The organism is Microcoleus sp. (genome assembly GCF_041354475.1).
Lineage (GTDB): Bacteria > Cyanobacteriota > Cyanobacteriia > Cyanobacteriales > Microcoleaceae > Microcoleus.
The window spans coordinates 81,330-108,103 of record NZ_JBGJZU010000002.1; the positions used below are offsets into that span (position 1 = coordinate 81,330).

The window sequence follows — 26,774 nt, forward strand, 5'->3', positions numbered from 1 at the left end:
TCGTATTGTTCAATGACAATAGCGAAGCAATCAAGTAAAGAATGGGATAACTAATACTCCAAAGAGCACTAACAGCGGGGTAATGTCAAGATAAATTCAGCTCCTTGACCTATCTCAGAATTCACCTCGATCGCACCTCCATGTTTTTCTACGATAATTTGACGGACGATCGCCAATCCTAATCCAGTTCCTTTCCCTACACCTTTAGTGGTAAATAAATGGTCAAAGATTTTGGCTTTCACTGCTTCGGTCATGCCTCTGCCGTTATCGCGAATTTGGATCTGCACCTGGGTTGCATCGACTGAGGTGCGAATCGTAATGTGCTGAGGATGGGCTTGGAGTTTTTCAAAGGATTGAGTCTGTGCCATCTCATCGAACATATCGATCGCATTGGCCAAAACATTCATAAACACTTGGTTGAGTTGTCCGGGGAAACACTCAATTGGTGATAACTTACCATAGTCTTTGAACACTGAGATCTCCGGTCGATATTCGTTGGCTTTGAGGCGATATTTGAGAATTAGCAGGGTGCTATCGATGCCGTCGTGGAGGTTGGCGGTGACTTTGCGATCGGTATCCGCACGGGAAAAGGTGCGGAGGCTGGTGCTGATGCCTTTGATGCGATCGGTGGCTCCTTTCATCGAGTTGAGTAGTTTGGGGAAATCTTTGCTGAGAAATTCCAGATGGATGTCTTCGGCATTGTGTTGAATTGATGTGACTGGGTTGGAATAGTGCTGTTGATAGAGTTCTAGATGTCCGAGCAGATATTTCACATAGTCTTTGGCGTTGTTGATACTGCCATTCAGGAAGCCGATCGGGTTATTGATTTCGTGGGCCACACCGGCCACTAAATTCCCTAAAGATGCCATTTTTTCGCTTTGGATGGTTTGCAGTTGGGATTGTTCAAGCTGCTGGGCGTAGTCTTGGGCTTGTTGATAAAGGCGGGCATTTTCGAGGGAAATGGCGGCTTGGGCGCAGAGGAAGTTGAGGAGTTGGACACGATCGCGCGTAAACGCCCCCACCGTAACCTGATTCTCCAAATACAATATGGCGACGAGTTTACCCTGCTGCAAAATCGGAGTACACAACAGACTCTTGGGTTGTTGTTGCATGATATAAACATCTGTCGCCAGAGTAGGATGGGCAAGCGCATCGGCAATCACAATCGGGCGGAGGCTCCGTTTGACGCTGTTAATCAAGCTGTGCGGGACTTCTAGACTGTTGAGCAAGGGGATAGATTGGACTTGTGCAGGCCGATCGAGGGTGGCAACCGCTTCCACAAACCATTGCCGATCGTGCGGTAGCAGTAATACGCCTTTATCGGCTCCGGCATTTTCTAGTACCGTATGCAGCAATGTTGCCAAGAGTTTATCGAGTTGGATTTCACTCGAAAGGGTTTGCGATGCTTTCAGGATGGTTGCTAAGTCGAGGGTGTCAGAAATGCTGATGCTAGTGCTATGAGATGTCTGCGATATAGTCGCATGGATTGTGTTCAGAGGATCGATCGCAAAAGCTGTTTCTGTTGCCGACAAAAATCGTTTTTGCTGTTGCAAAATCGGTGCGAGCAGTTGGGGATAGCGGTGTTCTAAGTCTTGAACTTTAGCTTTTGCACCCCAGTGAGCATAGCCGTAGTAGGCTTCTTGCATATAGCTGGCGGCAATTTTTTCTTTACCCCAGTTGAGGTAGAATTTAGCAGCGAGTTCGTTGGCAAGGGCTGCTTCTTGGATATAACCATTGGCTTTGGCTCCGGTAATGGCGCGATCGTACATTTCTATTGCCTCAATTTTATTGTCCAAAACGCGATATCGTTCTGCCTCCACCAAGTCATATTTATGTTGAAAGTTCATCGGCGCATGGTAAGCGCGATGGTGCAGTTTGGTCTGGTTTTCAGAGACGCGATCGAGGACTGCCGTTTTGTCTGTCACCTCCGAAAAGTCAACCAATGCAGTCAGAGAATCATAGAAGTAAAAAATGGGTGTGCTAATCAGACCTGCACCGGCTGCTAAGGTTTGGCGTGCTTCCACCGCATCTTGTTTTGCCTCAACCATTTCGTTGAGCAAGTAGGAAGCTGTCAGCCGACAAACCCAATAATAATGTAATCCGGTTAAATCATTAGAAATAGTTAAGGTATGATGCAACTCCTTTTGGGCAGTCAGCCCAGCCTCATTCCGAGTAGCTTGTAATCGCTGAATAGTCTGAAAAACAGTAGAAGTATGGTTTGAGCCTGTGACGACGTTTAGCTTCAGGAGTGTGGCGATATAAATTTCTACTTCTGCCAGCAGTGTCGTTAATTCTTTGCCAACAGCATAGGAAAATTGACAAAGATGGGACGCATTGTAGCCCGTATGTTCAAAATCACCCACTTCTAGTGCAATTTTGAATCCTTCTGTGAACAGAGGTAGACTATCTTGGAAGTGGGATTTACAGTGGAGAATAAAGGTTCCGACGATGAAATTCACTTTTGTCTGAACAGTTTGCACTTTAAACCTTTCCACAAGTTCTAACCCGATCTGGCCAAATTCATAGGCTGCGTCCAAGTCTTCTAAAACGGTGCTTAATAAAATAGCATAGCAACTGTAGCTATAAGCAGAGAGGGCTGTATTACCGGATTGAATCGATAGCTTGACTTGAGCCAAAGTAATAAAGGGAAACAGTAAGGGGGCAGAAATATAAGAGGCTGGGATAATACTCGACAGTAACTGCATACTTGCCAAAGATACTGCGTCTGTCATCACGGGCAGCTCGAGTAAATCATGGGCGGTTCTGCCCTTGAGTAGTGCCGCAGCATCTTGCAGGGCTGGGACGATATCTGCGGGTGTTGGTTGTTTGGGTAGATGAATATTGAATTGCTCTAGCGCGTTTTGTGCGATCGCGATCGCCTCTGAAAACTGACTCTGATTGCTATGGGCTTGAATCTGGATTTCATAGGTTTTAACCCGATCGAGTGGATCTAATTCTTGAGCTAAAATGACGCTCACCCACTGCTCCATTTGGGCAAAGTCGCCGCAGAGATAAGCCCCTAATGCGGCACCTTCATGTAATTCCAACATCAGACTCGCTTGGTTCTTCCAGCCCAGATCCTCTAGCAGAGCGATACCTGTTTTGCAATAGTTGAGCGCGGGTTCATAGGCATTAGAGGCTTTGGCTTTGTTTCCAGCAATTAAATTAAGTTGGGCGAGATTCGTTTTTTCTAGTGGATCGACCAGAAGGGCGATCGCACGATTCCAGTGGTTGACAATCTCAAAAATATTGGCTTCTAGTTCTGCGTCTGGGATGTTTTGTCGCAGCAATCGAGCAATTGCTAAATGAGTTGACTGTTGTTGATTTTCTGGAATCAAAGAATAGGTGGCTTGTTGGACGCGATCGTGCAAAAATCGATATTTCGGATTGACCGTATTTTGCGTATCTGATGTTTCTGTCCCCTGAAAGAACTTATAGACTTGGCTCGTAGGCAAAATCAAGCCTTCTTGCAACGCCTTCCACAATGCGGTTGCGGTCTGAATTGGCGATCGCTCTGAAACGATCGCCAATGTCGCCAAATCAAACTGATTCCCGACACAAGCCGCCAACTTCAGCACCTGTTGAGTTTCGGGTGGCAATTTCTGCAACTGCAACGCCATAAACTCCACCACATCATCAGTCAGAGCCAGCGCATTCACTTGAGCAATATCGCATTCCCAATAGCGGCGATCGCGATCGAAGGTAATATGTCCGTCATCATGCAACGCTTTGAGAAATTGAGTTGTAAAAAAGGGATTGCCTTGGGTTTTGCGATCGATGAGTTCAGTAAGGGGCTTTGCCAGTTCGGTGGAACAATTCAAGGTGTCCGCAATCAGCGCATTCGTATCATTCAGCGTTAACGGTTGCAGGGTAATCGTATGGACAATCGCGCCTGCTTTCTTCAGTTCTTCGATCGTCATGATAAACGGGTGCGCGGGCGACACTTCATTATCACGATAGGCACCCAACATCAGCAGATAGCCATTGTCATTCATCAGCAGTTTGACTAACTGAAGCGAGGCTAAATCGGCCCATTGCAAATCATCTAAAAACAGCACTAACGGATGTTCGGCGGTGGTAAATACTTCAATAAAGTTTTGAAATAGTCGGTTAAATCGATTTTGAGCCGCATTGCCCGATAGTTCCGTAACAGAGGGCTGTTTGCCAATAATCTGTTCTAGTTCAGGAATGACTTCAATCAAAACCTGGCCGTTTTCTCCCACTGCTGTCAGAATTTTGGCTTGCCATTGCGCCAGTTGCGCGTCAGATTCACAGAGCAATTGCTCCATCAAATCCCCCCCGGCTTGCACAAACGCCGATAACGGAATGTTGCGATTAAATTGGTCAAACTTGCCTTTGATGAAGTAGCCTTGCTGTCGAGTAATAGGCTTATGGACTTCGTTGACCACCGCCGTTTTACCAATCCCGGAGAATCCGGCGACGAGCATTAATTCAGAGGCTCCATCGGCAACGCGATCAAAAGCATTCAATAATGTTTGAACTTCGGCTTCGCGTCCATAAAGTTTTTCGGGAATCAGGAAGCGATCGCTCAAATCCCGTTCTCCTAGTTCAAATTCGACTATTGCACCGAGTGCTTCCCACTGGCTCAAACATTGTTGCAAATCATGTTTAAGTCCCCTCGCACTTTGATAGCGATCTTCGGCATTTTTTGCCATCAGTTTCGTGACGATCGCACTCACCATTTGCGGCACATCGGGATTCACTTGCGCGATCGGGGTCGGCATTTTTGCAATGTGACAATGCACTAACTCCAAGGGCTCGTCGGACTGAAACGGCAACACTCCGGTCAAGAGTTGATATAGCGTGACACCGAGCGCATAGAAGTCCGCCCGATAATCAATGCCGCGATTCATCCGTCCGGTTTGTTCTGGAGCCAGATATGCCAGAGTACCTTCTAAAACATTGGGGTTTTGAATGTCTTGCGTTTCTTTGGGTAGTAAAGAAGCGATACTGAAATCGATTAACTTGACTTGTTTGGATTCTGGATGAATCAAAATATTGGCGGGTTTGATGTCTTTATGCACCACTCGATGCTGACAAAGATTGTGAAGTGTCTCGGCGATTTGAAGTGCGATCGCTAAGATTTCCGTCAACGCCAAGGGCTGCATCTGAGCATATTGTCCGAGAGGAATGCCGCCCATATCTTCCATCACCAAGGCATACCGACTCCCCAACGATTCCAGGCTGATGGGTTGAACCACGCCAGGGACAGGGAGGTGTTTGGCGATGATATATTGATTGCGAAACTGCACTAATTCGCCAAAGCTGGGATACTCCCGCCGCAAGACCTTAATCACCACTGGACGCTGCTGCGCGATTTGGAGCGCGCGATAGACCGCTGTTCTCGACCCTAGATAGAGTTGCTCAACAATGGTATAACCATCAATCGCTGGGAATGTTTGCGCTTGGGTGCTTGCGGGGAGTGCCATAGGTTGAGTTATGTAACGGAGATATCTCTAGCATATCCGAAAGATTTGGGCGATCGCATTGATTTTTTGATTCAGCACTTGAGTAGCCAGTTTTCTGATGTTAATAAATTATTTTAACAATTTTCTTAAGCCAACAATTCACTAACAGCTACGCTAAAACCTGCAAGCACCTTTTGAGTATTAACAACTTCATCCCCATTAAATAACTGCCAGTTTTTCCCTGCATTTACAAATACTAATCTAGCTTCAGGAAATAGCAGCCAAACTTCTAAACAACCTGATTCTAAATATTCTTGAGCTTTTGCAAATAACTCTTCGCCACTATCTTCGGGAGAAGCAACTTCTGCTATCAGGGGGAAACTTTGGAAAAATGCTGTAAAATTGCCAGATTGTGGCAGCAGTTCAGGAGTGATGTAAGCGACATCGGGACGGCGGCCCTGTTTGGCTGTACGACAAAGGACTTCTGTAATAACTTCTCCTCCCTGTCCACTGGAGTCTTTGTAATTTCCCCAGAAACGGGCTAATTTAACTTGAGCGAGACCGTGCTTGAATGTCATTCCTGTTTTCTCCACTAAGTTGCCGTCAACCCATTCCATTCTATCAGCAGGCTTGACTAAAAAATCTTCCAGAGATATGACTTGTTTGGGTTCGGATTCTGGCTGAATTTCTGGTATGTTTTCTGATTTTTGCTGGGATTCTGGCTCTATTTTTGGGTCTGCATTTTTGGGTATAATTATAGTAGCTGTCACGATCGCAACCTCTCTTTGATGATTCTGATGTTGGATACTGTTAGTATAGCTTTAGAGTAGGGGGCTTCGGAACATGAGACGATCGCAATTTTACTTGACTAGGCGATCGAGGAACGAGGCGTTCACGCCGGGGAGTGTCAAAGACGGCTATACCGAAAGCCACAGGACACCTAATCTCCCTTGGCGACACGATCGCATTCTCCATGCTTCTAGTTCACTCAGATTGGTCTCGGCTCCTGATAAAATCTATAAGGTGCGATCGCCCTTAAAAGATTGTCGTCAATTAGGCGATAATGTAAAAACTATAGTCCTAGACCCATGGTGACGGTGTGGCAAAGATTTGAGATGCTTCCCAACCCAGAGAATGAGATGATTTAGGTTATTAGTGCTTCCGGGAATAAACAAATAACTAATAACCAGTAACTCCTAACTAATAACCAGTAACTCCTAACTAAGAAAAATGGCAAATGTTCGCTTAGAAAATATTACCCGACGCTACCAAAATGTCACCGCTATCGAAAATATTAGCTTCCAAATCCCGGACGGAGAATTTTGGGTATTAGTCGGACCATCCGGTTGTGGTAAATCTACAATTATGCGGACAATTGCAGGTCTAGAAACTGCAACTTCTGGCAATATTTATATTGGAGATAATTTAGTCAATAACATTCCAGCCAGACAGCGGGATGTGGCAATGGTATTTCAAAATTATGCGCTTTACCCGCACATGACTGTGGCAGAAAATCTGGCTTTTGGATTGCGGATGCGGAATGTTGAAAAATCAAAAATTCAAGAAAGGGTGGAGACTGTAGCCCAGACGCTATCGATCGATCGTCTGCTTAACCGCAAGCCGAAACAGCTTTCAGGAGGTCAGCAACAGCGGGTAGCACTGGGAAGGGCGATCGCCCGCGAACCCAAAGTTTTTCTCTTAGATGAACCGCTTTCTAACCTGGATGCTCAATTGCGAGATGATACTAGGGCCGAACTCAAACTACTGCATCAGCGGCTAGGAATTACGACTGTTTATGTCACCCACGACCAAGTGGAAGCGATGACTTTAGCTGACAAAATAGTTATTTTAAATCGCGGTCTGATTCAACAAATTGGAGACCCTCAAACTGTTTATGCTAAACCAGTAAATCGGATGGTGGCGACATTTTTAGGCAATCCGGCTATGAATATTTTGCCTGCAATTTATGCGAACGAATCTTTTCAAGTGGGAAATCAATCTCTAGCTTGTCCGCCCTCGATTCAGAAAAAATTGCAGCCTAGGGAAGGACAGGGTTTTGATTTGGGAATTCGTCCAGAACACATAGCAGTTTTTACTAAATCCATGGCGGAGAATGAGGATTTAAAAACCGATGTTTGGGCCTTAGAAAAAGTGCCTCTAGAGTTAGAGGTGAAAGTGGTTGAACCTTTGGGGCGGGAAACTTTAATCCGGGCGAGTTTGCCGATGTTGAGTCCAGAAACTACGATACAGGTAGTGGTGCCTGGGAATGGGCGCTGTCGATCGGGCGATCGACTGAGTGTAGAGCTTGATTTCGATCGGCTATTTGTATTTGACCCTTCCACCGGCGATACACTCTACCCTTAATGGGTGCTTAACCTGAATATCTCAAAGCCTTGGTTTTTGTAACAAAATTTTACACTTGACATTTCTGAATTTGCCAAGTAATGCTAAAATTAGTTTAAGTAACATAGAAAGCCATCCCCCCAAAGACTTGTTTTTTGTGATTTGGGGCGATCCCGATCCACAAATTCGCACTAGCGGAATTTTTAAATGAATTCTGAAAAACTGCCTCAAATTCTGCAAACCGGATTTCACCTAGCTTTGGGTGCAACTTCTTTTTTAATTGAGACATTGCAAGACCCGCTGAAGCGAGAGGAAAATCTGGAAAAATTAAAGTCAGACTTGGGTGTATTAGCCGATGAGTTGCTAGAAAGAGGAGAAATGACCGATACAGAAGCCCGGAATTTTGTAGATACTATTTTTTCGGGACAAAACGAGCGGGAGAATACCGAAAGCGAATCAGTCTCGCCTCAGCAATCGAATTCACCCATAGGTAATCCTCCCGATACTGTGTCACAACCAGACGTACAACTAGAAATTCAAGAGTTAACTGCACAAATGGTGGCACTCAGAACCCAGTTAGAAAGTTTACGGGCTGAAAATTCTCAGGATTAAAGTATCTTGAGTCGCAGACAAACTAATTTGAAAGTTTTTAATCGAAAAAGGTATTTCCCAAACAAGCAACCTCCTCTAACACTGTTGCAATTAGGAGTAATGTGTGTGAAAAAAAGCCGTTCTAACTTAAACACTTACATTGTGCTAATTGCCAATTCTGCTACCAGCCTCATCTACAACAAACACCCATAACTGATTCAATTGCTCAACACAGCCGGACTGGATGAAGCAAATTTAGTCATTGTCCCACTTTTCTGAACCGATCAGGTCGGCGATGCGATCGCGCAGCAAAAAGTCACATTTTTCTAGTTCGCACTCCACACAGGCCCATTCGCGGGGGGGAATGAATTGGCACATCGTATAGATCGGCTGTTGACGGCTGAGTACGCCATCATGCACGAGGTGACGTGCTTCATCTTGGATGACATCTAAAGAGTATTGCAATGGGTGGATGGTGGACTGAATCATAATGCGCCCTCAATGTTTCCTAAAAATTTTTATGTCCTTATTAATAATATAGTGTACACCCAACTAATTCCTAGATTAATTTTTGTCTGTATATATAGATACAATTTAGTTATATAAACTTAAAAGAAATTCTAATAATTACACAAATCCGCTCAGTAACGACTTATTCGGAGTTTCAGCAGGGCTCTTTCGGTCTCAAAACTCTGATTTTTCGTACCAACTAAGTAGATTTACTCAAGTATAAGCTTAACAAAAATTTATAAAATTTTCATAATTGACACTGCCTGTGGGTGAAGGCGCGAGACTTTCACCTACAACTTTGTTAGTTATGCTAGAGGCTTTGAGTCCAGACCAAATAGTAATTCTAGAGCAATGGCTTGGGCACTCGGCATCTGGCCGAAACAAAATACATGGGGAATGCTGGGAGATAGGTGGGGCAAAAATTGGTCTAAAACGTAGGGACTTCCGTAGATTAACACAGCTTGAAGTTCACCAGTTGTTAATAATTGCTTAAATAAATCTTGAGCAGCCAAGGTCAAGCCAGCACTCCCTCGGAAGCAGTTGCCACGAATGAAAACTTGCAGCAAAGTGGGAGTAAAGGACTCTGCATTTGTATTGTGTGCGATGGAGACTGTGCGATCGTCAATCAGTTGCAATTCGTAACCAAACTTGGCCGGCAGGGCGATCGCGGGAGTATGGTTTCCCAAAAATTCGCACGCCAAAACATCATCTACAACTATTAAATTCCGCAACGGCTGATTTTTTTGAGTCGGCGACACAGCCAAAGGTAGATTCCCACCAAATTTCAAGGAATTTCGCAAAATATTAGCAGCAATTGTCGTGGCTGCGGGAGTTGCCAGCAAACTTAAGTCGATCGAATTTAGGGATTGTAGATTCTTGCTACCGCTTTCGACAACAGCAGTTTGATCCTTACTCCTTCCCTTAACAACAGGGGGTTGGGAGGGTTCAGAAATCTGCAAACCAACTTTGCGCTTAGCCTCCCAAATCCGCTTGACAGATTCCTTGATTTGTGTTCTGGGAATCCTACCTTGAGTCACAGCTTCACAGACAGCCTGAATTGCGCCCTGGGGGTCTAGGGGCATCAGCAAAACATCAGCACCAGCCTCAGCCGCCAAAACCGCTGCTTCATTAGGGCCATACTGATTGGCGATCGCCCCCATCACTAAAGCATCTGTCACGATCAAACCCTGAAAACCCAACTCTTGGCGGAGTTTCCCCATCAAAATTTTGCGAGAAACAGTAGCCGGAAATTCGGCATCCCAAGCCGGAATCAGCAAGTGGGCGCTCATCACAGCATCAACTCCATTGGCGATGGCTTCGACAAAAGGAGGCAACTCAACCTCCGCCAATCGACTTGGGGAATGGGGCAAAACTGGCAATTCCAAGTGAGAATCAACGGCGGTGTCGCCGTGGCCAGGAAAATGCTTGGCTGTAGTCAAAACTGATTGTGTGCTGGCGCCGCGAATAAAAGCACTGGCTAATTTGCTGACAATTTCTGGTGTCTCGCCAAAAGCGCGGACGTTAATTACCGGATTGTCAGGATTGTTGTTGACATCAACTACTGGTGCCAGAACCCAATTGAGACCGATCGCCCTAGCTTCGATGGCAGTCACAGCGCCCATTTGTTGGGCATAACATCCAGCAGATTCAGGATTTTGCTTGGCAATTTCTGCGATCGCCATGGGTGGGCCAAACCAAGTTGCGCCGCTGAATCGCTGGCCGACACCTTCCTCAATATCCGCCGCCAGTAATAGCGGAAATTTTGCCCAAGATTGCAATTGGTGCGATCGAACTGACAATTCCGCAGCACTTCCCCCTACCAAAATCACACCACCAACGCCCAATTTTTCTACGTAATGGCGGAGTTTGTCGGCGGTTGGTTCCCATTCGGGATAGCGAATTTGGCGATCGAACAAATAACCAGAAGCGCGCACTACGAACATCTGGGCTACTAATTCTGGTAGGGAAAGATTGTCAATCATGGGAAATTGCTAACTGGTTATTGGTTTACTTGTTTCCTGGGAATGTGTGTGGGGAGGCTGCCTCCTCATTTCCTGATATTGCTTGCTGGGAGGATCTTTGGAGGCAGAGCCTCTGGATCTCGGTTCCCAGGCAGAGCCTGGGAACCAGTTAAAACCAGTTAAATATTAATCCTCATCTGCATCGTCTGTATCGTCAATTTCATCGTCGCTGAATTCTGCATCTGAATCTTCTAGATCCGGTTTGCGATTGGCAGAAAGCTGATTCAACAGTATTAACATTTTATCACCTCGTTCTAGGGAGCGGTCTTCGAGAAAGGTGACTTCTGGTGTGCGGCGCAGTTGCATCCTTTGGCCCAACTGGTTGCGGACGTAGCTAGTAGCGGATTTTAAACCTTCCATAGTCTCGGCTTTCGCCTCATCAGTACCATAAATGCTGACAAAGATTTTTGTGTGCTGAAGGTCTCCCGAAACAATTACTTCGGTGACGCTAACCATACCGGCACCTACTCGATCGTCCTTAATGCCGTTGACCAACATGAGGCTGACTTCGCGTTTAATCATTGAAGCTACGCGCTCTATGCGACGACTTGTAGCCATACCAACTATCCCCTACTTTTAGATCGGCTATGTCTGCCGTTTTTATCCCGATTGACAATTGTAGCGTGATCGGTCCAAAAATTTGGATTAGTATGTCAAAGGGATGGAGAAGCAGGACGAGCGATCAGCACTTAGTCAATTGTGCAAACCTAGTCCAGGACTCACTCTCAATCTAAAACACATCTAATATGAATATTCCTAAGTCAATTGTTCGGATTTTTCTCAAGCTCCCGAACGGTCAGATTGTGGCACAACTGCGAGATAATATTCCAGGTATTGCAAGTCAAGGGATGTTGTCTACTTTTGGAGGTGCCGTGGACATTGGAGAAAGTCCAAAGCAAGCGGCAGTCCGAGAACTGGAGGAAGAAACTTGCCTCAAAACCAATTACACAATGGAATTTATCGGAACTTTTATTCACCCAAAGACCAAAAACAATCCCCAAATTATACAAGAAAATCACTTGTTTTTGGCGAGAGTTAGCAATTTCGAGGACATAGAAATCAAAGAAGGTGTGGGTTTTGTGGTTTTGAGAAAAGATGTAGATTTTGGGAAAGTAAACGCAGGGGAGGGTACTCAAATGGCTTGGAAATTGTTGCAGGACTATTTAAAATAAACAGTTACATACATTACTAAAGTTATATAAAATCCTGTCTTCATCGTCCTGTATTAAACTCTCTCTTCTCTTCCTTCGCGTCCTTAGCGCCTTCGCGGTTAAATCATTCCAATACAACCGGAATTGATATTACTACTCAAATCACCAGATTGTCAAAGGGAAAAAAACTCATGGAAAAAGAATTTACTGTCGGTCAAAAAGTGCGAGTTGTGGCGATGCCACCCTACGTGAAAACTGCGGAACGGATGCCGATGCTGCGGCCTGCTCATGTAATTGCGATCGGCGCTGAGGGTATTGTACTCGATCGACGTCCCGGCAATTATTGGGGTATTCGTTTTGAAAAAGGTGCTTTCCTCCTAGACAGTCAGTATATTGAAGCTGTGGAAACTATTGTTGAGGGTTGAAGCTAGTTATTGGTTATTGGTTATTGGTTATTTGCTGCGCGCCTTGTATTTCGATTATTCGATGAATCTGAGCGGATGCCGCCAATAACTAATGACTAATGACCAAGGACTTTTCAAGAAGCTATCTGAGTTTTCAAATCCAAAGAATTTACAGTAACTTCTTCCAAAACTTCCTGTAAATTTAGAGTTTTTAAATTACAAAGTTGAGGTCTTCCCAAAAAATAACCTTGACCATAATCAACTCCCAGCTCTTTTAGTTTTTCCATAATTTCTTCATTTTCTACATACTCAGCTATAGTGGTAATTCCCATTACATGAGCAATTTTTGTAATGGATTCCACCATCACAATATCAATTTCATTGTTGACAATATTTTTAATAAAATTGCCGTCAATTTTAATATAATCAACTGGTAAACTTTTTAGATAAGCAAAGGAAGACATCCCGCTACCAAAGTCATCCAAGGCAAACTGACATCCCAGTTGCTTGAGTTTAGATATTAAACTAGCTGCTTTGCTGAGATTAGCGATCGCCACGGTCTCTGTAATTTCAAAACAAATGATTTCCGGGGGGATTTGGTGGATGGAAAACTGCTCGTAAATAAATTCAATAAACCGTTCTTCGTTGATGCTAGCACCAGAGAGGTTAAGAGCATACAGGCTGGCATAGTTACCCATCGATGACCGCAAGTTGGGCATGGCACAACAAGCAGGCAAAGTGGCGATGGACTGGCTGTGGGGGCTTTGGTTCTGGGCTAAGGAATTTGGACCAAAAACTTGTGACAAATTTGTAAATAAAGTGCGGAGGACCCAGCGGTCGATCGCGTTCATTAAATTGTATCGTTCGGCCGCGGGAATAAACGCCATGGGCGAGACTAACTGGCCGCTTTCAAGCTGGAGACGGAGTAGAATTTCGCAGTGAACTCCTGTGGTTTGAGGGTGTAGCAAATGTACGATCGGCTGAGAATACAAGCAGAAACGATTATCTTCTAGGGCTTGATTGATTTGCACTACCCATTGGGTTTCGCCGTGCTGCTTGAGCAATTCCCGATCGCCCGATCGATAAACCTGCACTCGATGGCGACCTTTATTTTTAGCAGCATAACAAGCAATATCGGCGGCGATCAAAATTCCAGAGGCCGATGGTGTCTTGTGATTAATGGCAACTAAACCAATACTGACACCAATAGAAAAAGTTTTGTCTAGCCATCCGAACCGGAAGCCTTCTATGCAATTTAAGAGAGATTCTGCTACTTCCAATCCCTGTTCGGCGGAACATTCGTACAGGAGTACGGCAAACTCATCGCCACCGAGACGGGCTAAAATATCGGTTTTGCGGATATTATTTTTAAATAGCTGACTGACTTGACGAAGTAATTCATCCCCAGCCATATGGCCGCAGGTGTCGTTGACTATTTTGAAGCGATCGAGATCTAGGTAAAGCATGACGTGTTCTTGGCCATAACCTAGAGTCCTGTGGAGGGCGTATTCTAACTGGTATTCAAATTCGCGGCGGTTGACTAATTGCGTCAGGGAGTCGTGAGTTGCTTGCCAAGTTAATTGTCGCGCTTGAGTTCGCACTTGAGTGACATCTCGGAACACCACGACGGCACCGATGATTTCGCTATCGCTGGCGTGGATGGGGGCGACGCAATAGTCGATCGCAAATTCGCGGTTGTTGCGGGCAATTAACAAGCTGTTTTGTCCTTTGTCCACAATTTGACCTTGGGACAAAGCGATGTCAGCGATATTTGCGATCGACATCCGGGTAGTTTCGTCAACTATGCTGAGCACCATTGCTAGGGGCAAACCTTTGGCTTCGCAGGTTGACCAACCGGTGATTTTTTCAGCGGCGGGGTTGAGGGTGGAAATGTAGCCACTAGCATCTGTGGTAATTACGGCATCGCCGATCGACTGTAAAGTAACTTGAGCGAGTTCTTTTTCTTGAAAAAATGCTTGTTCCAGCCGCTTGCGATCGCTAATATTGCGCTGTACAGACACCCAGTGTGTCACTTTCCCCGACGCTTCGGCAATGGGTACGCTGTTGAGTTCCACCCAATAAGTCGAACCATCTTTGCGGTAGTTAATCAATTCCAAGCGCAGAGGTTCGCGGCGAGAGAAAGCGCGGCGAATTTTGGCTACTTGGGCTGGGTCGCTTTCTGGGCCACGCAAGCAACTGGGCGTTTGTCCGATGATTTCTGTGGGTAGATAGCCCGTCATTTGGGTAAAAGCTTCGTTGGTGTAGATGATGGTGGGGTCAGAGATATCGCTGTGTCCGGCATCCATAATCACGATCGCGTCGTTAGCGTTGACTACGGCTGATTCTAAAAGATGTAGCCTGGCCTCGGCTTTGATGCGGGTGGCGATTTCGCTTTCTAGTTGGGCGTTGGTTAAGCTGAGGGAGGCGATGGCTTTTTGCAATTTGTGAGTTTGTGTTTGCACCGAATCGTGGAGCACATCGATCGCCCCTGACATTTCCATTGGGTCTAGTGCTCGGAGTAAACTACTTTGGGTAACTATGCCCTGAAGTTCTCCCTGTTCTCCGGTAACAACCAACCTGCGGACTAAGCGTTGCTGCATTTCCCGATGAGCTACCCACAGGGAGTCTTCTGGTTTGAGACAAAACAAGGGGGTACTCATGACTGTTTGGGCGATCGTTTGGGATAAATCTATTTCTAGGGCTTGAAATTCTACCATATCCCGTTCTGTGACGATGCCTACCGGAATTGGCAATTCCCAATTTCTAGATAATTCTGTTTCTGTAATCACGACGCAGCTAACGCGGTGTTGCGCCATCAACTCCGCTAAACTCATCACTGAAGCAGTTACCGGGGCTTGAATGACTTGAGTTGTCATTACTTCTTTGACTTGGGACATTTTTAAAATATTGGCCGGTTGCAACATGGCTTGGCGAATGCTTTCGGGGGTAATTACTCCTAAAAGTTGACCGTCATTGTCCAATATTGGTAAATGCTGAATTTTGTATTGACGAAGTAAAATTAGGGCGCTGAAAATGTCTTGAGCTTCGGATTTTGTCAGAGTTGCTATGGGCTGTTTCATTACTTCGGCGATGGTGACAGCTTTTAAGTTTTTGCCTGAAGCAATCAAATCTACCAGGTCTCTCTCGGTAAATAGTCCTTGCAATGGAGAAATGCGATCGGCATCCCAAGAGCAAGTTTGTTTCAATTTGGCGACGACAAAGACGCAGCCACTTCTGGTATCTCGGAGTGTATCTGCTGGTGTCAGGGGATGGGTAATTTCTGTTAGTTGGTGGTAAATACTTGTGGGTGGAATTTGTGTTTCGCGGGGACAACTTTCGCGTAGTTGACCCATGAGGGTAATTACTTCTGCTAATGGGGTATCTGGCGCAACTGTCAAGGGGCTGCGGTCAATTACTTGGTCTAAGGTTGGTAGATACTTGGAGGAATCGTTTTTTATCATATTTAATTTTTGGCGATCGCAGAGAATTTAGGACTTTTGAGCAAGGCACTGCTTGCGAGTTATTACCCCAGCAGTATCTAGATGGTTTGACGGTGGCTAGGTTTGGTTGAGTTAGACTGATTAACCCTATTTTGTCGGAAAAATTAGAGGTTTAGCTGCGATCGATCTAGGAATCAACCCTGTTGCGGGGAGTAAGTGCGTAACTTTTAACTAATTAAAATTTGTTGTTAAAGATTCACCTGGGAGATTTGGTTGAGCTGTGGCTAGTTTCCTGCTGGTGGCACAACTGTGATAGCAGGCGAAGTTTCTTGCTATATCTATGAAATTAAGAGTGTATCTTTTTTATGTACCAAAGGAGCGGGTTGGGATGGTAATGAGTTGAATTTTACCTACCACTGGCTTTGGGATATCGAAACAGCACCTAGGATACTGCTATTACCAACTGTAATTGGTTTTTACAGAATTTGTTAGGGTTGATTCCCAGATCGGATGTGAAAGTTAACAAAAACATTAAGTCTCTAATATCCCATCTTTCCTCACCACTCATATCTATCTGTAGAAAGACGCAAATGTTACTTGCATTCGTTAATATTAGAGGTGTTACTACTGAAATTCACACCAGATCGAATTTCATATTGTTGAGTTTTGTAGTGTTAAGTTTTGCGAAGATTGCGGTACTGACTAGAGGGCGATCGCCCATCGGGTTCCATGTCACATCCGGGCTGTGTACTCGATCGCAACTTGCAAAAACCACTGTGGTAAAATGGTAGCTATAAACAAAAAAAACTTATAAACCTAAAATCGTCCCAGGAGACATACATTATGAAACTGAATCTGTTAGCTGCTACTCTCTTAGTTACTCCCCTACTGTTGGTAAGCCCTGCTCGTGCCGAGCGTACTTCTGATGTCGAGCAGTTACTATCGACTGGGCAGTGTTTTCAGTGCGACTTGTCAGGAGCTGATTTAAGACAAGCCCATTTAATTGGTGCTGATTTGAGAGAAGCCAATTTGGCAGGAGCAAATCTATCTCAGGCCAACCTCGAAGGCGCTGACTTGACTGGTGCTAACTTGAGGAGTGCTAACTTAACATCAGTTTTCCTGACGAATGCTAGTTTAAATGATGCAGACCTCGATCGGGCAAATTTGACCGCCGCTATCATTAACACCGCAGATGTATCCGGCGCATCCATGGAAGATATGACGATCACTGATGCCCAAATCTACAATACCCAAATCGGTGTTGGTGGTAGCTACGATGAGTAATTGACTTGTAATATCGTTTCCGGCTGCATCGGAATGATTTAACCGCAGAGAACACAGAGGACACAGAGGGAGAGAATAGAGATCTGAATCATTCAGATGTTACCGGATTTGATATAAACTCCTAACCGCCAAATTTCCGTTAAAAAACCCTATTTCTCTTCAGAAATCGGGTTTTTAATTGATTCGTCAAATCCTGAGTGAGAAATGAATCGGGCAACCTGTGTTACCACAATTCTCGGCTACAACCCCAAATCCACCGCAATACGATGGGCACAAGCAAACCCCGAAAACGCCACAGCATTTAAACCTTGTCCCGGAAAGGTACTATCACCCACACAATACAAACCGGGCATAGAAGTTCGATTAAACGGCATTCCCAACAAACCCATTAACTTTTGTTTCGGAATGGGTCCATAGGTGCCATCTTCCCTATTCAAAAAACGACGGTGCGATCGGGCTGTGCCAACTTCCATATAATCCAAACCGGCATCTAAACCGGGAAAAATCTGCTCTAGGCGATCGATAATTCTGCCCGCTGCGGCTTCTTTTTTATCTTCATATTCCTGCTGCGAAAGCCCTTCCCACTCTTCTATCCAACTGGAAGTAAAAGCATGAACAATGTGATAGCCCTCTGGTGCTAAACTTGGGTCTAACAGCGTAGGAATTGATACCAACACAGTTCCCTCCGGTGCTTCCATTTTTTCCCAATCTTCTAACAAAATGTGATGACAAGCAGTACCAGGAGCGATTACATCTGCTGCCACTCCCAAGTGCAAACTCAAGAAACTTGGAGCTTTCTGATAGCGCTGTTGCCATTTCTTCTCGCTAGCTGGCATCTCTGCTGGAGACAGCAATTTCTCAAAAGTATCCCACCGCGTTGCATTAGAAACTATGCGCTTGGCCCGATAAACTTCGCCGCTTGCCAACTCGACTCCGACAGCGTGGCCTTTTTCTGTAATAATGTTTGTGACTTTAGCTTTGTATTGAATTTTCCCGCCACACTGTTCTAATCCTTCGACTAATTTTTGGGCGATTTGACCGACTCCACCTTTGGGATAATTAATTCCGCCGTAATGTCTATCGGAAAATACCATTCCGGCATTAATCATGGGTGTCAAGTCGGCGGGTACTACGGACCAGTAGTAGCATTCCATATCAATGAATTTCAACAGCACGGGGTCTTTAATGTAGCGCCTTGCTATGTCGCCAGTATTTTGAGGTAGATATTTGACTAATCCCAAACACGCAAAAGGATTTTGGAAAAAGACTCGCATTAAATATCCCGGTTCTTCGAGGGAGAGTAATTCCATGGCGTTCAGACAGTTGAATACTTTCCAGCATTCGCCGTAAAATTTGGTAATCCCTGCCTTTTCTTGGGGGAATCTGTCAATTAATTCTTGCAAATATTTCTCATAAGACTGGGGAACCTGAAGGTCGAGACCTGCCGGTAGGTGATAGTGAAGTTGGATGGGATCGGGAATGGTTTCGAGGCTGACATTGACTGCTGCTAGGGCGCGGGTGAGCAGGTTGGTGGTGCCACGGTCTCCGAAGCCGAAAATCATGGAGGCACCGACATCAAATCTGTAGCCTTCGCGATCGAAATATCCCGCGCTACCTCCGGGAATCAGGTAACTTTCGAGGACGAGAACTTTAGCTTTCTTCGCCGCTAGCTGGGTTGCAGTCACGAGTCCGCCAATGCCAGAACCAATGACTATCACGTCAAACTCTTGTGCTGTCGGGCTGCTGTTGGCAGAAAATAACTGGGATTGGGTAGGAGCAGGCATTAGGTTAAAAATCTTAATATTTTTATAATATTAGCGGAAATTTGAGTTTAAAGCCCCGTCCTTATACAAGGCTTCAAAAAAAATGCGGGAACAGTCTACCATTGCCGACTGCCCCCGTCTGCACATCCTTTGAGAGGAGAACACTGAAAATCAATATAGCCTTATTGCTAAATTCTGTCAATACTCTTGATAAAAATGTTCAATAAGTTGAGAAAAATTGAGTGTTCCACGGGCTCTAAGGGACGGCTTGTATACACTTCAGGGATATGATAAGTTGACGGAGCAAGCGATCGCGCGATCGACCGCACCGCAAAAAACTTCAAAATCCCCCAAATTTTCCAATGTCCCTGCAACTCCGCGTTTACGTTCCTCCGCATCCATTAATTAAGCACTGGCTAGCAGTCGCCCGCGACTGTGGCACCCCATCGGTACTTTTTCGTTCTGCAATGACAGAATTGGGAAGGTGGCTAGCCTACGAAGCAATTCGAGATTGGTTGCCGACAGTGGAAACAACGGTGCAAACCCCGTTAGGGGAATGTCCGGCGACGTTTATCGATCCGCAAGCTCCCTTATGCGTGGTGCCGATTTTGCGGGCGGGGCTGTCACTGCTGGAAGGAATTCAGACGGTAGTGCCGCTGGCTTCGGTGTACCACCTCGGTATGGTAAGGAATGAGGAGACACTGGAAGCAAGTTGTTATTTAAACAAGTTGCCGGCGCAGTTTAACCCCCAAACGCGGGTGATTATTAGCGAGCCGATGCTGGCTACGGGTGGGACGATTATGGCGACGATGCAGGAATTGATTTCACGGGGAGTCGATCCGAGCTTGATTCGGATTATTTCTGTGGTGGCGGCTCCTCCGGCTTTGCATAAGCTGAGTGCTGAGTATCCGACTTTGAATATCTACACGGCGACGATCGACGAAATAGTCAACGAGCAGGGCTTTATTGTACCTGGGTTGGGCGATGCGGGCGATCGAACTTACGGCACTTAGCCAGGAAGTAAGTTAGTTCAGAAATTAGTTTCTGAAGTCTGTAAAAAAAAGATGACCCTGCTTTCTTAAAAAGCAGGCAGTCAAAGTTAACATCAAAATTAAGTAATAAATAACCTTTAGCAATATTGCCCGTGAAACTTGATTCTGTCCCGCCAAATGTGTCTGCTTCTGAGTCAGCAACTCCCAATTCCGATTTGTCGCCACAGTTAGAAATCAAACTGACAAGCAATCCTGAGATTGCTCTCAAACTCACTCCCGAACCTGTGGATTGTTCCATGAGTTCAACTTCTGATTTATGTCCAGAACCAAAGGGACTGACTCAGAAGCACTGGGCAATTTTTGCTTCTACTTTTGTAACTATTTTTTTGGCAGAAATTGGAGACAAAACCCAAATTGCTGTTTTGTTAATGACTGCTGAATCTCACAATCCTTGGATTGTTTTTGCCGGTGCTGGTTCAGCTTTGGTAGCAACGAGTTTGTTGGGTGTGTTGCTGGGCAGATGGCTAGCAAGTCGGATCGATCCGAGAACTTTGGAGAGATTAGCCGGAGGGATTTTGCTAGGAATTTCAGCTATCTTGCTGTGGGAAGTGATTAGTTAATTGTCTGTTATTCTAAACTAGATTTAGTGAAAATACATGGATTGGCAACTTTTAGGAATTAGTTTTATTACTGTGTTTTTGTCGGAATTGGGAGACAAAAGTCAGGTAGCTGCGATCGCCCTTGGTAGCAGTTGTGAATCGCCACGGGCTGTGTTTTTCGGCACAGCATCGGCGCTGTTGTTAGCGAGTTTGATCGGTGTTGTGGTGGGCCAAGGTACGGCTGAGGTGTTACCCGCAAACTGGGTAAAGGGGATGGCGGCGATCGGATTTGCGGTGATGGGTTTGCGTTTGCTGTGGCCAAAAGCTGATGTGCCGGAAGAGATAGACTAGGCGGTTGAAACCGCTTCTACACAAACAAAGTCCGCCTGCGCGGACTAAGATATAAGACGGTTGAGTGTTTTGTGGATTAAGCTTGATGCTGATAGCAGAAGCTAAGCAGGGTGGCACCGACAGCCAACTTGACTGCTTCCAAAGCGAAATAGCCTTTGTGCAGTAGATTCATGCTGGTGGGGACTTCTGGGGAATCGAACAGATTTAGCTGCATTCCCAAGGCGCTCATTTGTGGTGTCAGAGCGTAGGTGTCAATCAGGGCGATCGCCAGAAGTACCAAAGATAAGATAATTGCTGTGCGGCTTTGCTTGCCAAAGCCACTGGATAAATTGCTCAAAACCATCAAACCAGTCATCGCCAAAGCTGCACAAATTAACTCTACGCGATTAAATCCCCAGAACATTAAGTTTCCGGCCGTGGCAAATTCGGGAGATGTCATCATTCCAGAGACGTAAAGGCTGGGCATGATTACTAAATCGATAATCAGGCTACCACTTAGCCAGAAAATTAATGCCACCATCACAATTGCTTGCCAGCGGGGTCTGATAGATTCTACTCTTGATGTACTAATAGCTGTCATAAACTTATCCTCTAAAATTTTTTCTGCCTCTTTTTAGAGCTTAACCAGTTTTTTTCTCAAATGGTGTTAAGTATTTTTAATTTAATGCTAACTTTTGTGTAATTGAGTAATAATTTTTATTGAAAGTGCCTAAATTACCATCTTGGTTTCCCCGTCTTTCCCCTCAAGTATGGATTCTGGCTTTTGGCAGATTCCTCTCCCAAAGCGGCACTGGTTTTACTTTATTTTACGCGCCGATATTTTTTGTCTCTCAAGTTGGTTTATCTGCTACTGCGGTGGGGATTGGTTTGGGAAGTGGTTCTATTTCGGGGATATTTGGTCGAATTTTGGGCGGTTCTTTTTCTGATTCCCCAAAAATGGGACGGCGACGAACTTTATTACTTTCAGCAATTATTTCGGCTGTGGCTTCTTTCCTGTTGGCCGCTGCTAAGGATTTTCCCAGCTTAGTTGTGGCGAATTTACTAATGGGTTTTGGTGTTGGGTTATATTGGCCTGCAACCGAAAGTATGGTGGCGGATTTGGCTGATGGGGAACATCGCCAAGAGGCTTTTGCTTTGACGCGACTGGCGGATAATTTGGGTTTGCAGGTGGGGATTATTCTGGGCGGTTTTTTGATTTCGCTAACGGGGAATTATCGATCGCTCTTTATAATTGATGGTATCTCGTTTTTGATATTTTTTGCGGTAGTTTGGGCGGCGATTTCTGAAACCTATAAACCATCTACTTCACCGGAAATAGGTAAAAAACTTCAGCAAAATGGCTGGATGGTGGCGTTGAGCGATCGCACTTTGCTGATCTATGCTGTTGTCAACACGATGTTTACTTTATATATTGCCCAAATCCAAACCACGATGCCGCTCTACTTTACCAATTTTGTCTCGGTGGATGCGTCGGGGAAAGGCTTCTCAACAGCTACAATCACTATTTTGTTTGCTTTTAGCACTTTTTTGACTGTGGCGCTGCAAATGCCCGTTGCTAGGGCTTTGAGGCGGTTTTCTTGTCCGCGAGCTTTGATGATTTCTGCTTTGCTTTGGGGCATTGGATTTATTGCGATCGGCTTGACGGGAATGGCTGCAACTGGCAATCTATTTTTAGCTGTTATCGGCTTGTTTTTCTTGTCAGTTGCAACGGTTGCTTACACTCCTTTTGCCTCTGGTTTGGTGGTGGAATTAGCCCCAGAGTCTTTGCGGGGCGTGTATTTGTCAATTAATTCTCAGTGTTGGGCGATCGGCTATTTAATCGGGCCACCTTTGGGTGGTTGGGCTTTGGATAGAGGACAATTTGCAGCGAATAATTTTTGGTTGGGTTTGGCTTTGAGTGTCAGCGTTGCGATCTTAATTTTGCAGATTGTCGATCGCAGGTTAAAAAAATAGCAGTCAGTTGTCAGTTGTCAGTTGTTAGTTGTTAGTTGTCAGTTGTCAGTTGTTAGTTGTTAGTTGTTAGTTGTTAGTTGTTAGTTGTTAGTTGTCAGTTGCGGTGCCCTGAGCGTAGTCGAAGGGTCAGTTGTTAGTTGTTAGTTGTCAGTAGTTGTTAGTTATCATGATTAACAACTGTCAACTGTCAACTGTCAACTAACTTATTTTCGTCGATCGCCCAATTTGCGATAAACATCTCTCAAATCTACTTGATGGTGAGCGATCGCCACCAAAGCGTGATAAAATAAATCGGCAACTTCCCCAGCGATTCCATCTTTGTCGTCATCTTTGCAAGCCATCACGACTTCCGCCGATTCTTCGCCAATCTTTTTGAGAATCTTATTGTCGCCGCCGGCGAACAATTTACAAGTATAAGAAGTTTCGTTAGGGTTGTCGCGCCGATCGCAAATTACCTCAAATAATTGAGATAACATATCTCCCGGAGGCGCTACAATTTGCCCATCAACTTGGTGAAAGCAACTTCTTTCTCCCGTGTGACAAGCAATATCTCCGACTTGTTCGACTGTGACTAGCAACGCATCGCTATCGCAGTCATAACGCAGCCCTTTGACATTTTGAACGTGTCCCGAAGTCGCGCCTTTTGGCCACAATTCGGAACGCGATCGACTCCAGAACCAAGTTTGACCGGTTTCGAGGGTTTTTTGCAGAGACTCGCGATTCATCCATGCCATCATCAACACTGTACCATCTAAATAATCTTGGACGATGGCTGGTACTAAACCTCGATCGTCGTAACGGATCTTTTCAATTGGGATCGATCGGCTTAAACTAGACAAATCACTAACAGACATAATTTTATTTCAACTATTTAATATACATTTACGCTTTCTTGTCGGATATTTCTTTTTATTAACCGCAGAGAGCGCAGAGCGCGCAGAGTTAGAGAAAAGAGGAGTTTTACCTAGTTATGGGTAAATTGTCAAGAACTATTTTACAAATTATTACACTTGAGGGCGATTCCCTACGGGATAGCTTCGCTTCACGGTGCTAGTGCGACCAAGGCTGAAAAACCCAAGCTAGTATTGCTACAAAGTTGTTTCTACTCTAAAATCTACAAGCATAGTTTCCTGGCATCGACCTAACCTTTATGCTGAACTGGCTATAAAATTATTCTACCAACAACAGACGTTAACTAAGGAGAAAACATTGGTTTCCACAACCTTGAAAACAACCAAATCAGAAGAAATATTCGCCGCAGCGCAAAAATTGATGCCCGGTGGCGTCAGTTCCCCGGTGAGGGCCTTCAAATCCGTAGGCGGACAACCTATTGTATTCGATCGCGTCAACGGAGCCTACATTTGGGATGTCGATCAAAACCAATACATTGACTATGTAGGGACTTGGGGCCCCGCCATCTGCGGCCACGCCCACCCCGAAGTCATCAAAGCCCTTCACGAATCCCTGGAAAAAGGTACCAGTTTCGGAGCACCCTCCCTCCTGGAAAACGTGCTTGCTGAAATGGTCATCGATGCCGTTCCCAGCATTGAAATGGTGCGATTTGTCAATTCCGGTACCGAAGCCTGCATGGCCGTTTTGCGCCTCATGCGAGCCTTCACCGGGCGCGACAAACTGATTAAATTTGAAGGCTGCTACCACGGGCACGCCGATATGTTCCTCGTAAAAGCTGGTTCCGGCGTCGCCACCCTCGGCCTTCCTGACTCCCCTGGCGTACCTAAATCTGTTACCGCCAACACCCTCAACGCTCCCTACAACGACTTGGAAGCAGTCAAAGCTTTATTTGCCGAAAACCCCGGCGAAATAGCAGGCGTAATTCTAGAGCCAGTTGTGGGGAATGCCGGATTTATCGTACCGGATGCAGGTTTTCTCGAAGGTTTACGGGAAATTACCAAAGAGAACGGTGCTTTATTAGTTTTTGATGAAGTAATGACCGGTTTCCGCATCGCCTACGGTGGCGCTCAGCAAAAATTCGGTATCACCCCAGATTTGACAACTCTGGGTAAAGTTATCGGTGGTGGTTTGCCAGTCGGAGCTTACGGTGGCAGACGGGATATTATGGGGATGGTTGCTCCTGCTGGGCCGATGTATCAAGCCGGCACACTTTCTGGAAATCCTTTGGCGATGACTGCTGGGATTAAAACTTTGGAATTGCTGCAAAAACCTGGTACTTACGAACAATTAGATAAGATTACAAAAAAATTATCTAACGGCTTGTTGCAAATTGCTAAAGAAACCGGACACGCTGCTTGTGGCGGACAAATTAGCGGGATGTTTGGCTTGTTTTTTGCAGCAGGCCCAGTTCATAATTACGATGATGCCAAAAAGTCTGATGTGGCAAAGTTCGGCCGTTTTCACCGGGGAATGTTGGAACACGGAATTTATCTAGCTCCTTCGCAGTTTGAGGCTGGATTTACTTCTTTGGCTCACACAGACGAAGATATCGATCGCACTTTGGCCGCTGCTCGTGAAGTGATGAGCAGTATTTAGTTCTGTTCGTAGTCAGGAATTTAAAAGTAGGTTGGGTTTGGCGATCTCGACCCAACCTACATATCAACTAATGATATCAATTCCTCTCTTCATCGGAATTATTAATTTATCTCCGATCTCTCTGTGTTCTCTGTGTTTTCTGTGGTTAAATCATGACCATGCAACGGTCAACGATAGGACCCTTTGATGAAGCTGAGCCGGCACCGTCAATGACTAATAACTAACAACTAAATCAATCATTCATAAATTCACCTTCGCAGATAATAGAATCTCTTTTGTCCAAATCTTCTTGATTCCAAACCGAGTTTAATGCTGCCGAACTGAATGAAGTTGACATTGTATTGTTTAATGTTGTGTTGTAGTATTCCACAGCATTATTCAGTTCCATTTGTGGCGCTTCCTTGAAGTAGGAATTAATATCTGGGGTACAACGCTGTGCTTGATAGTATGAATAAGCTTCAGCATTAATGCACATTACATGATAAAAATCCTTGTTTGCTGTCGTAATATCTCCCAGTTTATACAGAGCTAAACCCCGGTTGAGATATGCTTTGACATAGTTTGGATCGATTTCTACTGCTTTGTCAAAGTCTTCAATGGCAAGTTTCATTTGTTTTAGCTTGTAGCGGACGCAACCTCGGTTATAATAGGCATAGACATTTTGTGGATCTATACCCAGTGCCGTATTGTAATCGGCGATCGCCTGAGTATTATCTCCTAATTGGTGATAAGAAAGACCGCGATTTATGTAGGCTTTGATATATTTAGGATTCCGCCGTAGGGTTTCGTTAAAATTATCCGTTGCGGCCTCCTTGTTTCCCAACAGGTAGTAAGCGCGTCCCCGGTTGTAATAGGTTTTATAATTTTGGGAATTGATGGATATAGCTCGATCGTAGTCTTGAATTGCTTCTTCGTAATGTCCTAAATTAGCAAGTACAAGTCCGCGGTTGTTGTAGATAGCATGGCTGTCAGGATTATTTTCTAGAGCGCAGTTGAGGTCGTCAATAGCTTTTTCGTGTTCTCCAAGATGTCGCCAAGCATTGCCTCGATTGAGGTATGCCTCGAATAAATTAGGATTGAGATCCAGTGCTTGGCTCAGGTCTGCTATTGCTTTTTGGTAGTCTTTCATGTAATAGTAGACTAAGCCGCGATTGTTATAGGCTTTGGCATCGGTTGGGTTGAGTTGCAGTACGCGATCGAATTCGTCGATCGCCTCGAAGTAGTTTCCTTTTTTGGCGTTTTGTAAACCGCGTTTGTAAAATTGCTTAACGTTCATAAGTGAAACTTGTAGGATTGCTTGATTCTGGGGGTTGATTCGTAAGGATTCAGTTTTTAGTTGGACAACCGTTGAATATTTATTTTTTTCCCACCTGCGATTAGATTACCCAGAAAATTATTCTAAGCTATCTAACGAAAACAGGATTTTAGGTTGATT

At 45.1% G+C, this 26,774-nt stretch carries 22 protein-coding genes; 12 read left to right on the forward strand and 10 right to left on the reverse strand.

Going from position 1 to position 26,774, the window contains the following annotated elements; genetic code table 11:
- Positions 1-68: 68 nt before the first annotated feature.
- Positions 69-5,450 carry an AAA family ATPase gene (locus ACBR23_RS01140; RefSeq protein ID WP_371118570.1) on the reverse strand — a complete coding sequence of 1,794 codons (5,382 nt, stop codon included), beginning with the start codon at positions 5,448-5,450 and terminating at the stop codon, positions 69-71.
- Positions 5,451-5,575: 125 nt separating this feature from the next.
- The gene (locus tag ACBR23_RS01145) at positions 5,576-6,199 is read right to left on the reverse strand and encodes a Uma2 family endonuclease (protein WP_371118569.1); all 624 of its coding nucleotides are present in this window, start codon (positions 6,197-6,199) and stop codon (positions 5,576-5,578) included.
- A gap of 73 nt (positions 6,200-6,272) precedes the next feature.
- Here ACBR23_RS01145 and ACBR23_RS01150 point away from each other — a divergent pair, with 73 nt between their 5' ends.
- The 3 genes from ACBR23_RS01150 (at position 6,273) to ACBR23_RS01160 (ending at position 8,384) form a co-directional block, all read left to right on the forward strand.
- The gene (locus ACBR23_RS01150; RefSeq protein WP_341737491.1) at positions 6,273-6,524 is read left to right on the forward strand and encodes a hypothetical protein; all 252 of its coding nucleotides are present in this window, start codon (positions 6,273-6,275) and stop codon (positions 6,522-6,524) included.
- Positions 6,525-6,659: 135 nt separating this feature from the next.
- On the forward strand, positions 6,660-7,793 hold the full coding sequence (locus ACBR23_RS01155) for an ABC transporter ATP-binding protein (RefSeq protein ID WP_371118568.1): 1,134 nt from the start codon (positions 6,660-6,662) through the stop codon (positions 7,791-7,793).
- 186 nt (positions 7,794-7,979) lie between these two features.
- Positions 7,980-8,384 carry a hypothetical protein gene (locus tag ACBR23_RS01160; protein WP_371114707.1) on the forward strand — a complete coding sequence of 135 codons (405 nt, stop codon included), beginning with the start codon at positions 7,980-7,982 and terminating at the stop codon, positions 8,382-8,384.
- Positions 8,385-8,618: 234 nt separating this feature from the next.
- On the opposite strand, the gene ACBR23_RS01165 is transcribed toward ACBR23_RS01160, so the two are convergent.
- The 3 genes from ACBR23_RS01165 to rbfA form a co-directional block, all read right to left on the reverse strand.
- Complete coding sequence (locus ACBR23_RS01165; protein ID WP_340518115.1) at positions 8,619-8,852, reverse strand: DUF4327 family protein; 234 nt, start codon at positions 8,850-8,852, stop codon at positions 8,619-8,621.
- Between the two features lie 326 nt (positions 8,853-9,178).
- Positions 9,179-10,855 (reverse strand): glycoside hydrolase family 3 N-terminal domain-containing protein, encoded by a 1,677-nt coding sequence (locus ACBR23_RS01170; RefSeq protein WP_371118567.1) that lies wholly within the window; start codon positions 10,853-10,855, stop codon positions 9,179-9,181.
- Between the two features lie 165 nt (positions 10,856-11,020).
- The gene (gene rbfA / locus ACBR23_RS01175) at positions 11,021-11,452 is read right to left on the reverse strand and encodes a 30S ribosome-binding factor RbfA (RefSeq protein WP_341737496.1); all 432 of its coding nucleotides are present in this window, start codon (positions 11,450-11,452) and stop codon (positions 11,021-11,023) included.
- 188 nt (positions 11,453-11,640) lie between these two features.
- Between rbfA and ACBR23_RS01180 the strand changes: the two genes are divergently transcribed.
- On the forward strand, positions 11,641-12,066 hold the full coding sequence (locus ACBR23_RS01180; protein ID WP_371114710.1) for an NUDIX domain-containing protein: 426 nt from the start codon (positions 11,641-11,643) through the stop codon (positions 12,064-12,066).
- 170 nt (positions 12,067-12,236) lie between these two features.
- On the forward strand, positions 12,237-12,470 hold the full coding sequence (gene sipA, locus ACBR23_RS01185) for a regulatory protein SipA (protein ID WP_371114711.1): 234 nt from the start codon (positions 12,237-12,239) through the stop codon (positions 12,468-12,470).
- A gap of 113 nt (positions 12,471-12,583) precedes the next feature.
- Here the strand turns inward: sipA and ACBR23_RS01190 are convergent, their stop codons facing one another.
- Positions 12,584-15,910, reverse strand: a complete 3,327-nt coding sequence (locus tag ACBR23_RS01190; RefSeq protein WP_371114712.1) for an EAL domain-containing protein — start codon at positions 15,908-15,910, stop codon at positions 12,584-12,586.
- Between the two features lie 569 nt (positions 15,911-16,479).
- Between ACBR23_RS01190 and ACBR23_RS01195 the strand changes: the two genes are divergently transcribed.
- Together ACBR23_RS01195 and ACBR23_RS01200 are read left to right on the forward strand one after the other, a co-directional pair.
- Positions 16,480-16,680 carry a hypothetical protein gene (locus ACBR23_RS01195; protein WP_371118566.1) on the forward strand — a complete coding sequence of 67 codons (201 nt, stop codon included), beginning with the start codon at positions 16,480-16,482 and terminating at the stop codon, positions 16,678-16,680.
- A gap of 52 nt (positions 16,681-16,732) precedes the next feature.
- Positions 16,733-17,173, forward strand: coding sequence for a pentapeptide repeat-containing protein (locus tag ACBR23_RS01200; protein ID WP_371114714.1), 441 nt, complete (start codon positions 16,733-16,735; stop codon positions 17,171-17,173).
- Between the two features lie 239 nt (positions 17,174-17,412).
- On the opposite strand, the gene crtH is transcribed toward ACBR23_RS01200, so the two are convergent.
- Positions 17,413-18,957, reverse strand: a complete 1,545-nt coding sequence (gene crtH, locus ACBR23_RS01205; RefSeq protein WP_341737502.1) for a carotenoid isomerase — start codon at positions 18,955-18,957, stop codon at positions 17,413-17,415.
- 341 nt (positions 18,958-19,298) lie between these two features.
- Here crtH and upp point away from each other — a divergent pair, with 341 nt between their 5' ends.
- From upp to ACBR23_RS01220, 3 genes are all read left to right on the forward strand, one after another.
- The gene (gene upp, locus ACBR23_RS01210) at positions 19,299-19,949 is read left to right on the forward strand and encodes a uracil phosphoribosyltransferase (protein ID WP_341737503.1); all 651 of its coding nucleotides are present in this window, start codon (positions 19,299-19,301) and stop codon (positions 19,947-19,949) included.
- A 131-nt stretch (positions 19,950-20,080) separates the two neighbouring features.
- The gene (locus ACBR23_RS01215; protein WP_371118565.1) at positions 20,081-20,548 is read left to right on the forward strand and encodes a TMEM165/GDT1 family protein; all 468 of its coding nucleotides are present in this window, start codon (positions 20,081-20,083) and stop codon (positions 20,546-20,548) included.
- 36 nt (positions 20,549-20,584) lie between these two features.
- Entirely contained in the window at positions 20,585-20,878 is a 294-nt protein-coding gene (locus ACBR23_RS01220) for a TMEM165/GDT1 family protein (RefSeq protein WP_371114715.1), read from the forward strand.
- Positions 20,879-20,954: 76 nt separating this feature from the next.
- On the opposite strand, the gene ACBR23_RS01225 is transcribed toward ACBR23_RS01220, so the two are convergent.
- Positions 20,955-21,458: a hypothetical protein gene (locus tag ACBR23_RS01225; RefSeq protein WP_371118564.1), complete on the reverse strand. Its 504-nt coding sequence runs from the start codon at positions 21,456-21,458 to the stop codon at positions 20,955-20,957.
- Positions 21,459-21,577: 119 nt separating this feature from the next.
- Between ACBR23_RS01225 and ACBR23_RS01230 the strand changes: the two genes are divergently transcribed.
- Complete coding sequence (locus tag ACBR23_RS01230; RefSeq protein ID WP_371118563.1) at positions 21,578-22,831, forward strand: MDR family MFS transporter; 1,254 nt, start codon at positions 21,578-21,580, stop codon at positions 22,829-22,831.
- A gap of 203 nt (positions 22,832-23,034) precedes the next feature.
- On the opposite strand, the gene hisIE is transcribed toward ACBR23_RS01230, so the two are convergent.
- Complete coding sequence (gene hisIE, locus ACBR23_RS01235; protein WP_341737513.1) at positions 23,035-23,685, reverse strand: bifunctional phosphoribosyl-AMP cyclohydrolase/phosphoribosyl-ATP diphosphatase HisIE; 651 nt, start codon at positions 23,683-23,685, stop codon at positions 23,035-23,037.
- Positions 23,686-24,040: 355 nt separating this feature from the next.
- Between hisIE and hemL the strand changes: the two genes are divergently transcribed.
- A complete protein-coding gene (gene hemL, locus ACBR23_RS01240; RefSeq protein ID WP_341737514.1) occupies positions 24,041-25,339 on the forward strand; it encodes a glutamate-1-semialdehyde 2,1-aminomutase in 1,299 nt (432 codons plus the stop codon).
- Positions 25,340-25,571: 232 nt separating this feature from the next.
- On the opposite strand, the gene ACBR23_RS01245 is transcribed toward hemL, so the two are convergent.
- Positions 25,572-26,615 carry a tetratricopeptide repeat protein gene (locus ACBR23_RS01245; protein WP_371118562.1) on the reverse strand — a complete coding sequence of 348 codons (1,044 nt, stop codon included), beginning with the start codon at positions 26,613-26,615 and terminating at the stop codon, positions 25,572-25,574.
- Between the last annotated feature and the right edge of the window lie 159 nt (positions 26,616-26,774).

Excerpts from the sequence above, each read along its gene's own strand:
- hisIE (WP_341737513.1), bottom strand. The coding sequence starts at position 23,685 with ATGTCTGTTAGTGATTTGTCTAGTTTAAGCCGATCGATCCCAATTGAA.
- rbfA (WP_341737496.1), bottom strand. The coding sequence starts at position 11,452 with ATGGCTACAAGTCGTCGCATAGAGCGCGTAGCTTCAATGATTAAACGC.
- ACBR23_RS01165 (WP_340518115.1), bottom strand. The coding sequence starts at position 8,852 with ATGATTCAGTCCACCATCCACCCATTGCAATACTCTTTAGATGTCATC.
- ACBR23_RS01190 (WP_371114712.1), bottom strand. The coding sequence starts at position 15,910 with ATGATAAAAAACGATTCCTCCAAGTATCTACCAACCTTAGACCAAGTA.
- ACBR23_RS01150 (WP_341737491.1), top strand. The coding sequence starts at position 6,273 with ATGAGACGATCGCAATTTTACTTGACTAGGCGATCGAGGAACGAGGCG.
- ACBR23_RS01180 (WP_371114710.1), top strand. The coding sequence starts at position 11,641 with ATGAATATTCCTAAGTCAATTGTTCGGATTTTTCTCAAGCTCCCGAAC.
- crtH (WP_341737502.1), bottom strand. The coding sequence starts at position 18,957 with ATGCCTGCTCCTACCCAATCCCAGTTATTTTCTGCCAACAGCAGCCCG.
- ACBR23_RS01200 (WP_371114714.1), top strand. The coding sequence starts at position 16,733 with ATGAAACTGAATCTGTTAGCTGCTACTCTCTTAGTTACTCCCCTACTG.
- ACBR23_RS01225 (WP_371118564.1), bottom strand. The coding sequence starts at position 21,458 with ATGACAGCTATTAGTACATCAAGAGTAGAATCTATCAGACCCCGCTGG.
- ACBR23_RS01245 (WP_371118562.1), bottom strand. The coding sequence starts at position 26,615 with ATGAACGTTAAGCAATTTTACAAACGCGGTTTACAAAACGCCAAAAAA.
- ACBR23_RS01170 (WP_371118567.1), bottom strand. The coding sequence starts at position 10,855 with ATGATTGACAATCTTTCCCTACCAGAATTAGTAGCCCAGATGTTCGTA.
- ACBR23_RS01140 (WP_371118570.1), bottom strand. The coding sequence starts at position 5,450 with ATGGCACTCCCCGCAAGCACCCAAGCGCAAACATTCCCAGCGATTGAT.
- upp (WP_341737503.1), top strand. The coding sequence starts at position 19,299 with ATGTCCCTGCAACTCCGCGTTTACGTTCCTCCGCATCCATTAATTAAG.
- ACBR23_RS01160 (WP_371114707.1), top strand. The coding sequence starts at position 7,980 with ATGAATTCTGAAAAACTGCCTCAAATTCTGCAAACCGGATTTCACCTA.
- sipA (WP_371114711.1), top strand. The coding sequence starts at position 12,237 with ATGGAAAAAGAATTTACTGTCGGTCAAAAAGTGCGAGTTGTGGCGATG.
- ACBR23_RS01195 (WP_371118566.1), top strand. The coding sequence starts at position 16,480 with ATGTTACTTGCATTCGTTAATATTAGAGGTGTTACTACTGAAATTCAC.
- ACBR23_RS01155 (WP_371118568.1), top strand. The coding sequence starts at position 6,660 with ATGGCAAATGTTCGCTTAGAAAATATTACCCGACGCTACCAAAATGTC.
- ACBR23_RS01220 (WP_371114715.1), top strand. The coding sequence starts at position 20,585 with ATGGATTGGCAACTTTTAGGAATTAGTTTTATTACTGTGTTTTTGTCG.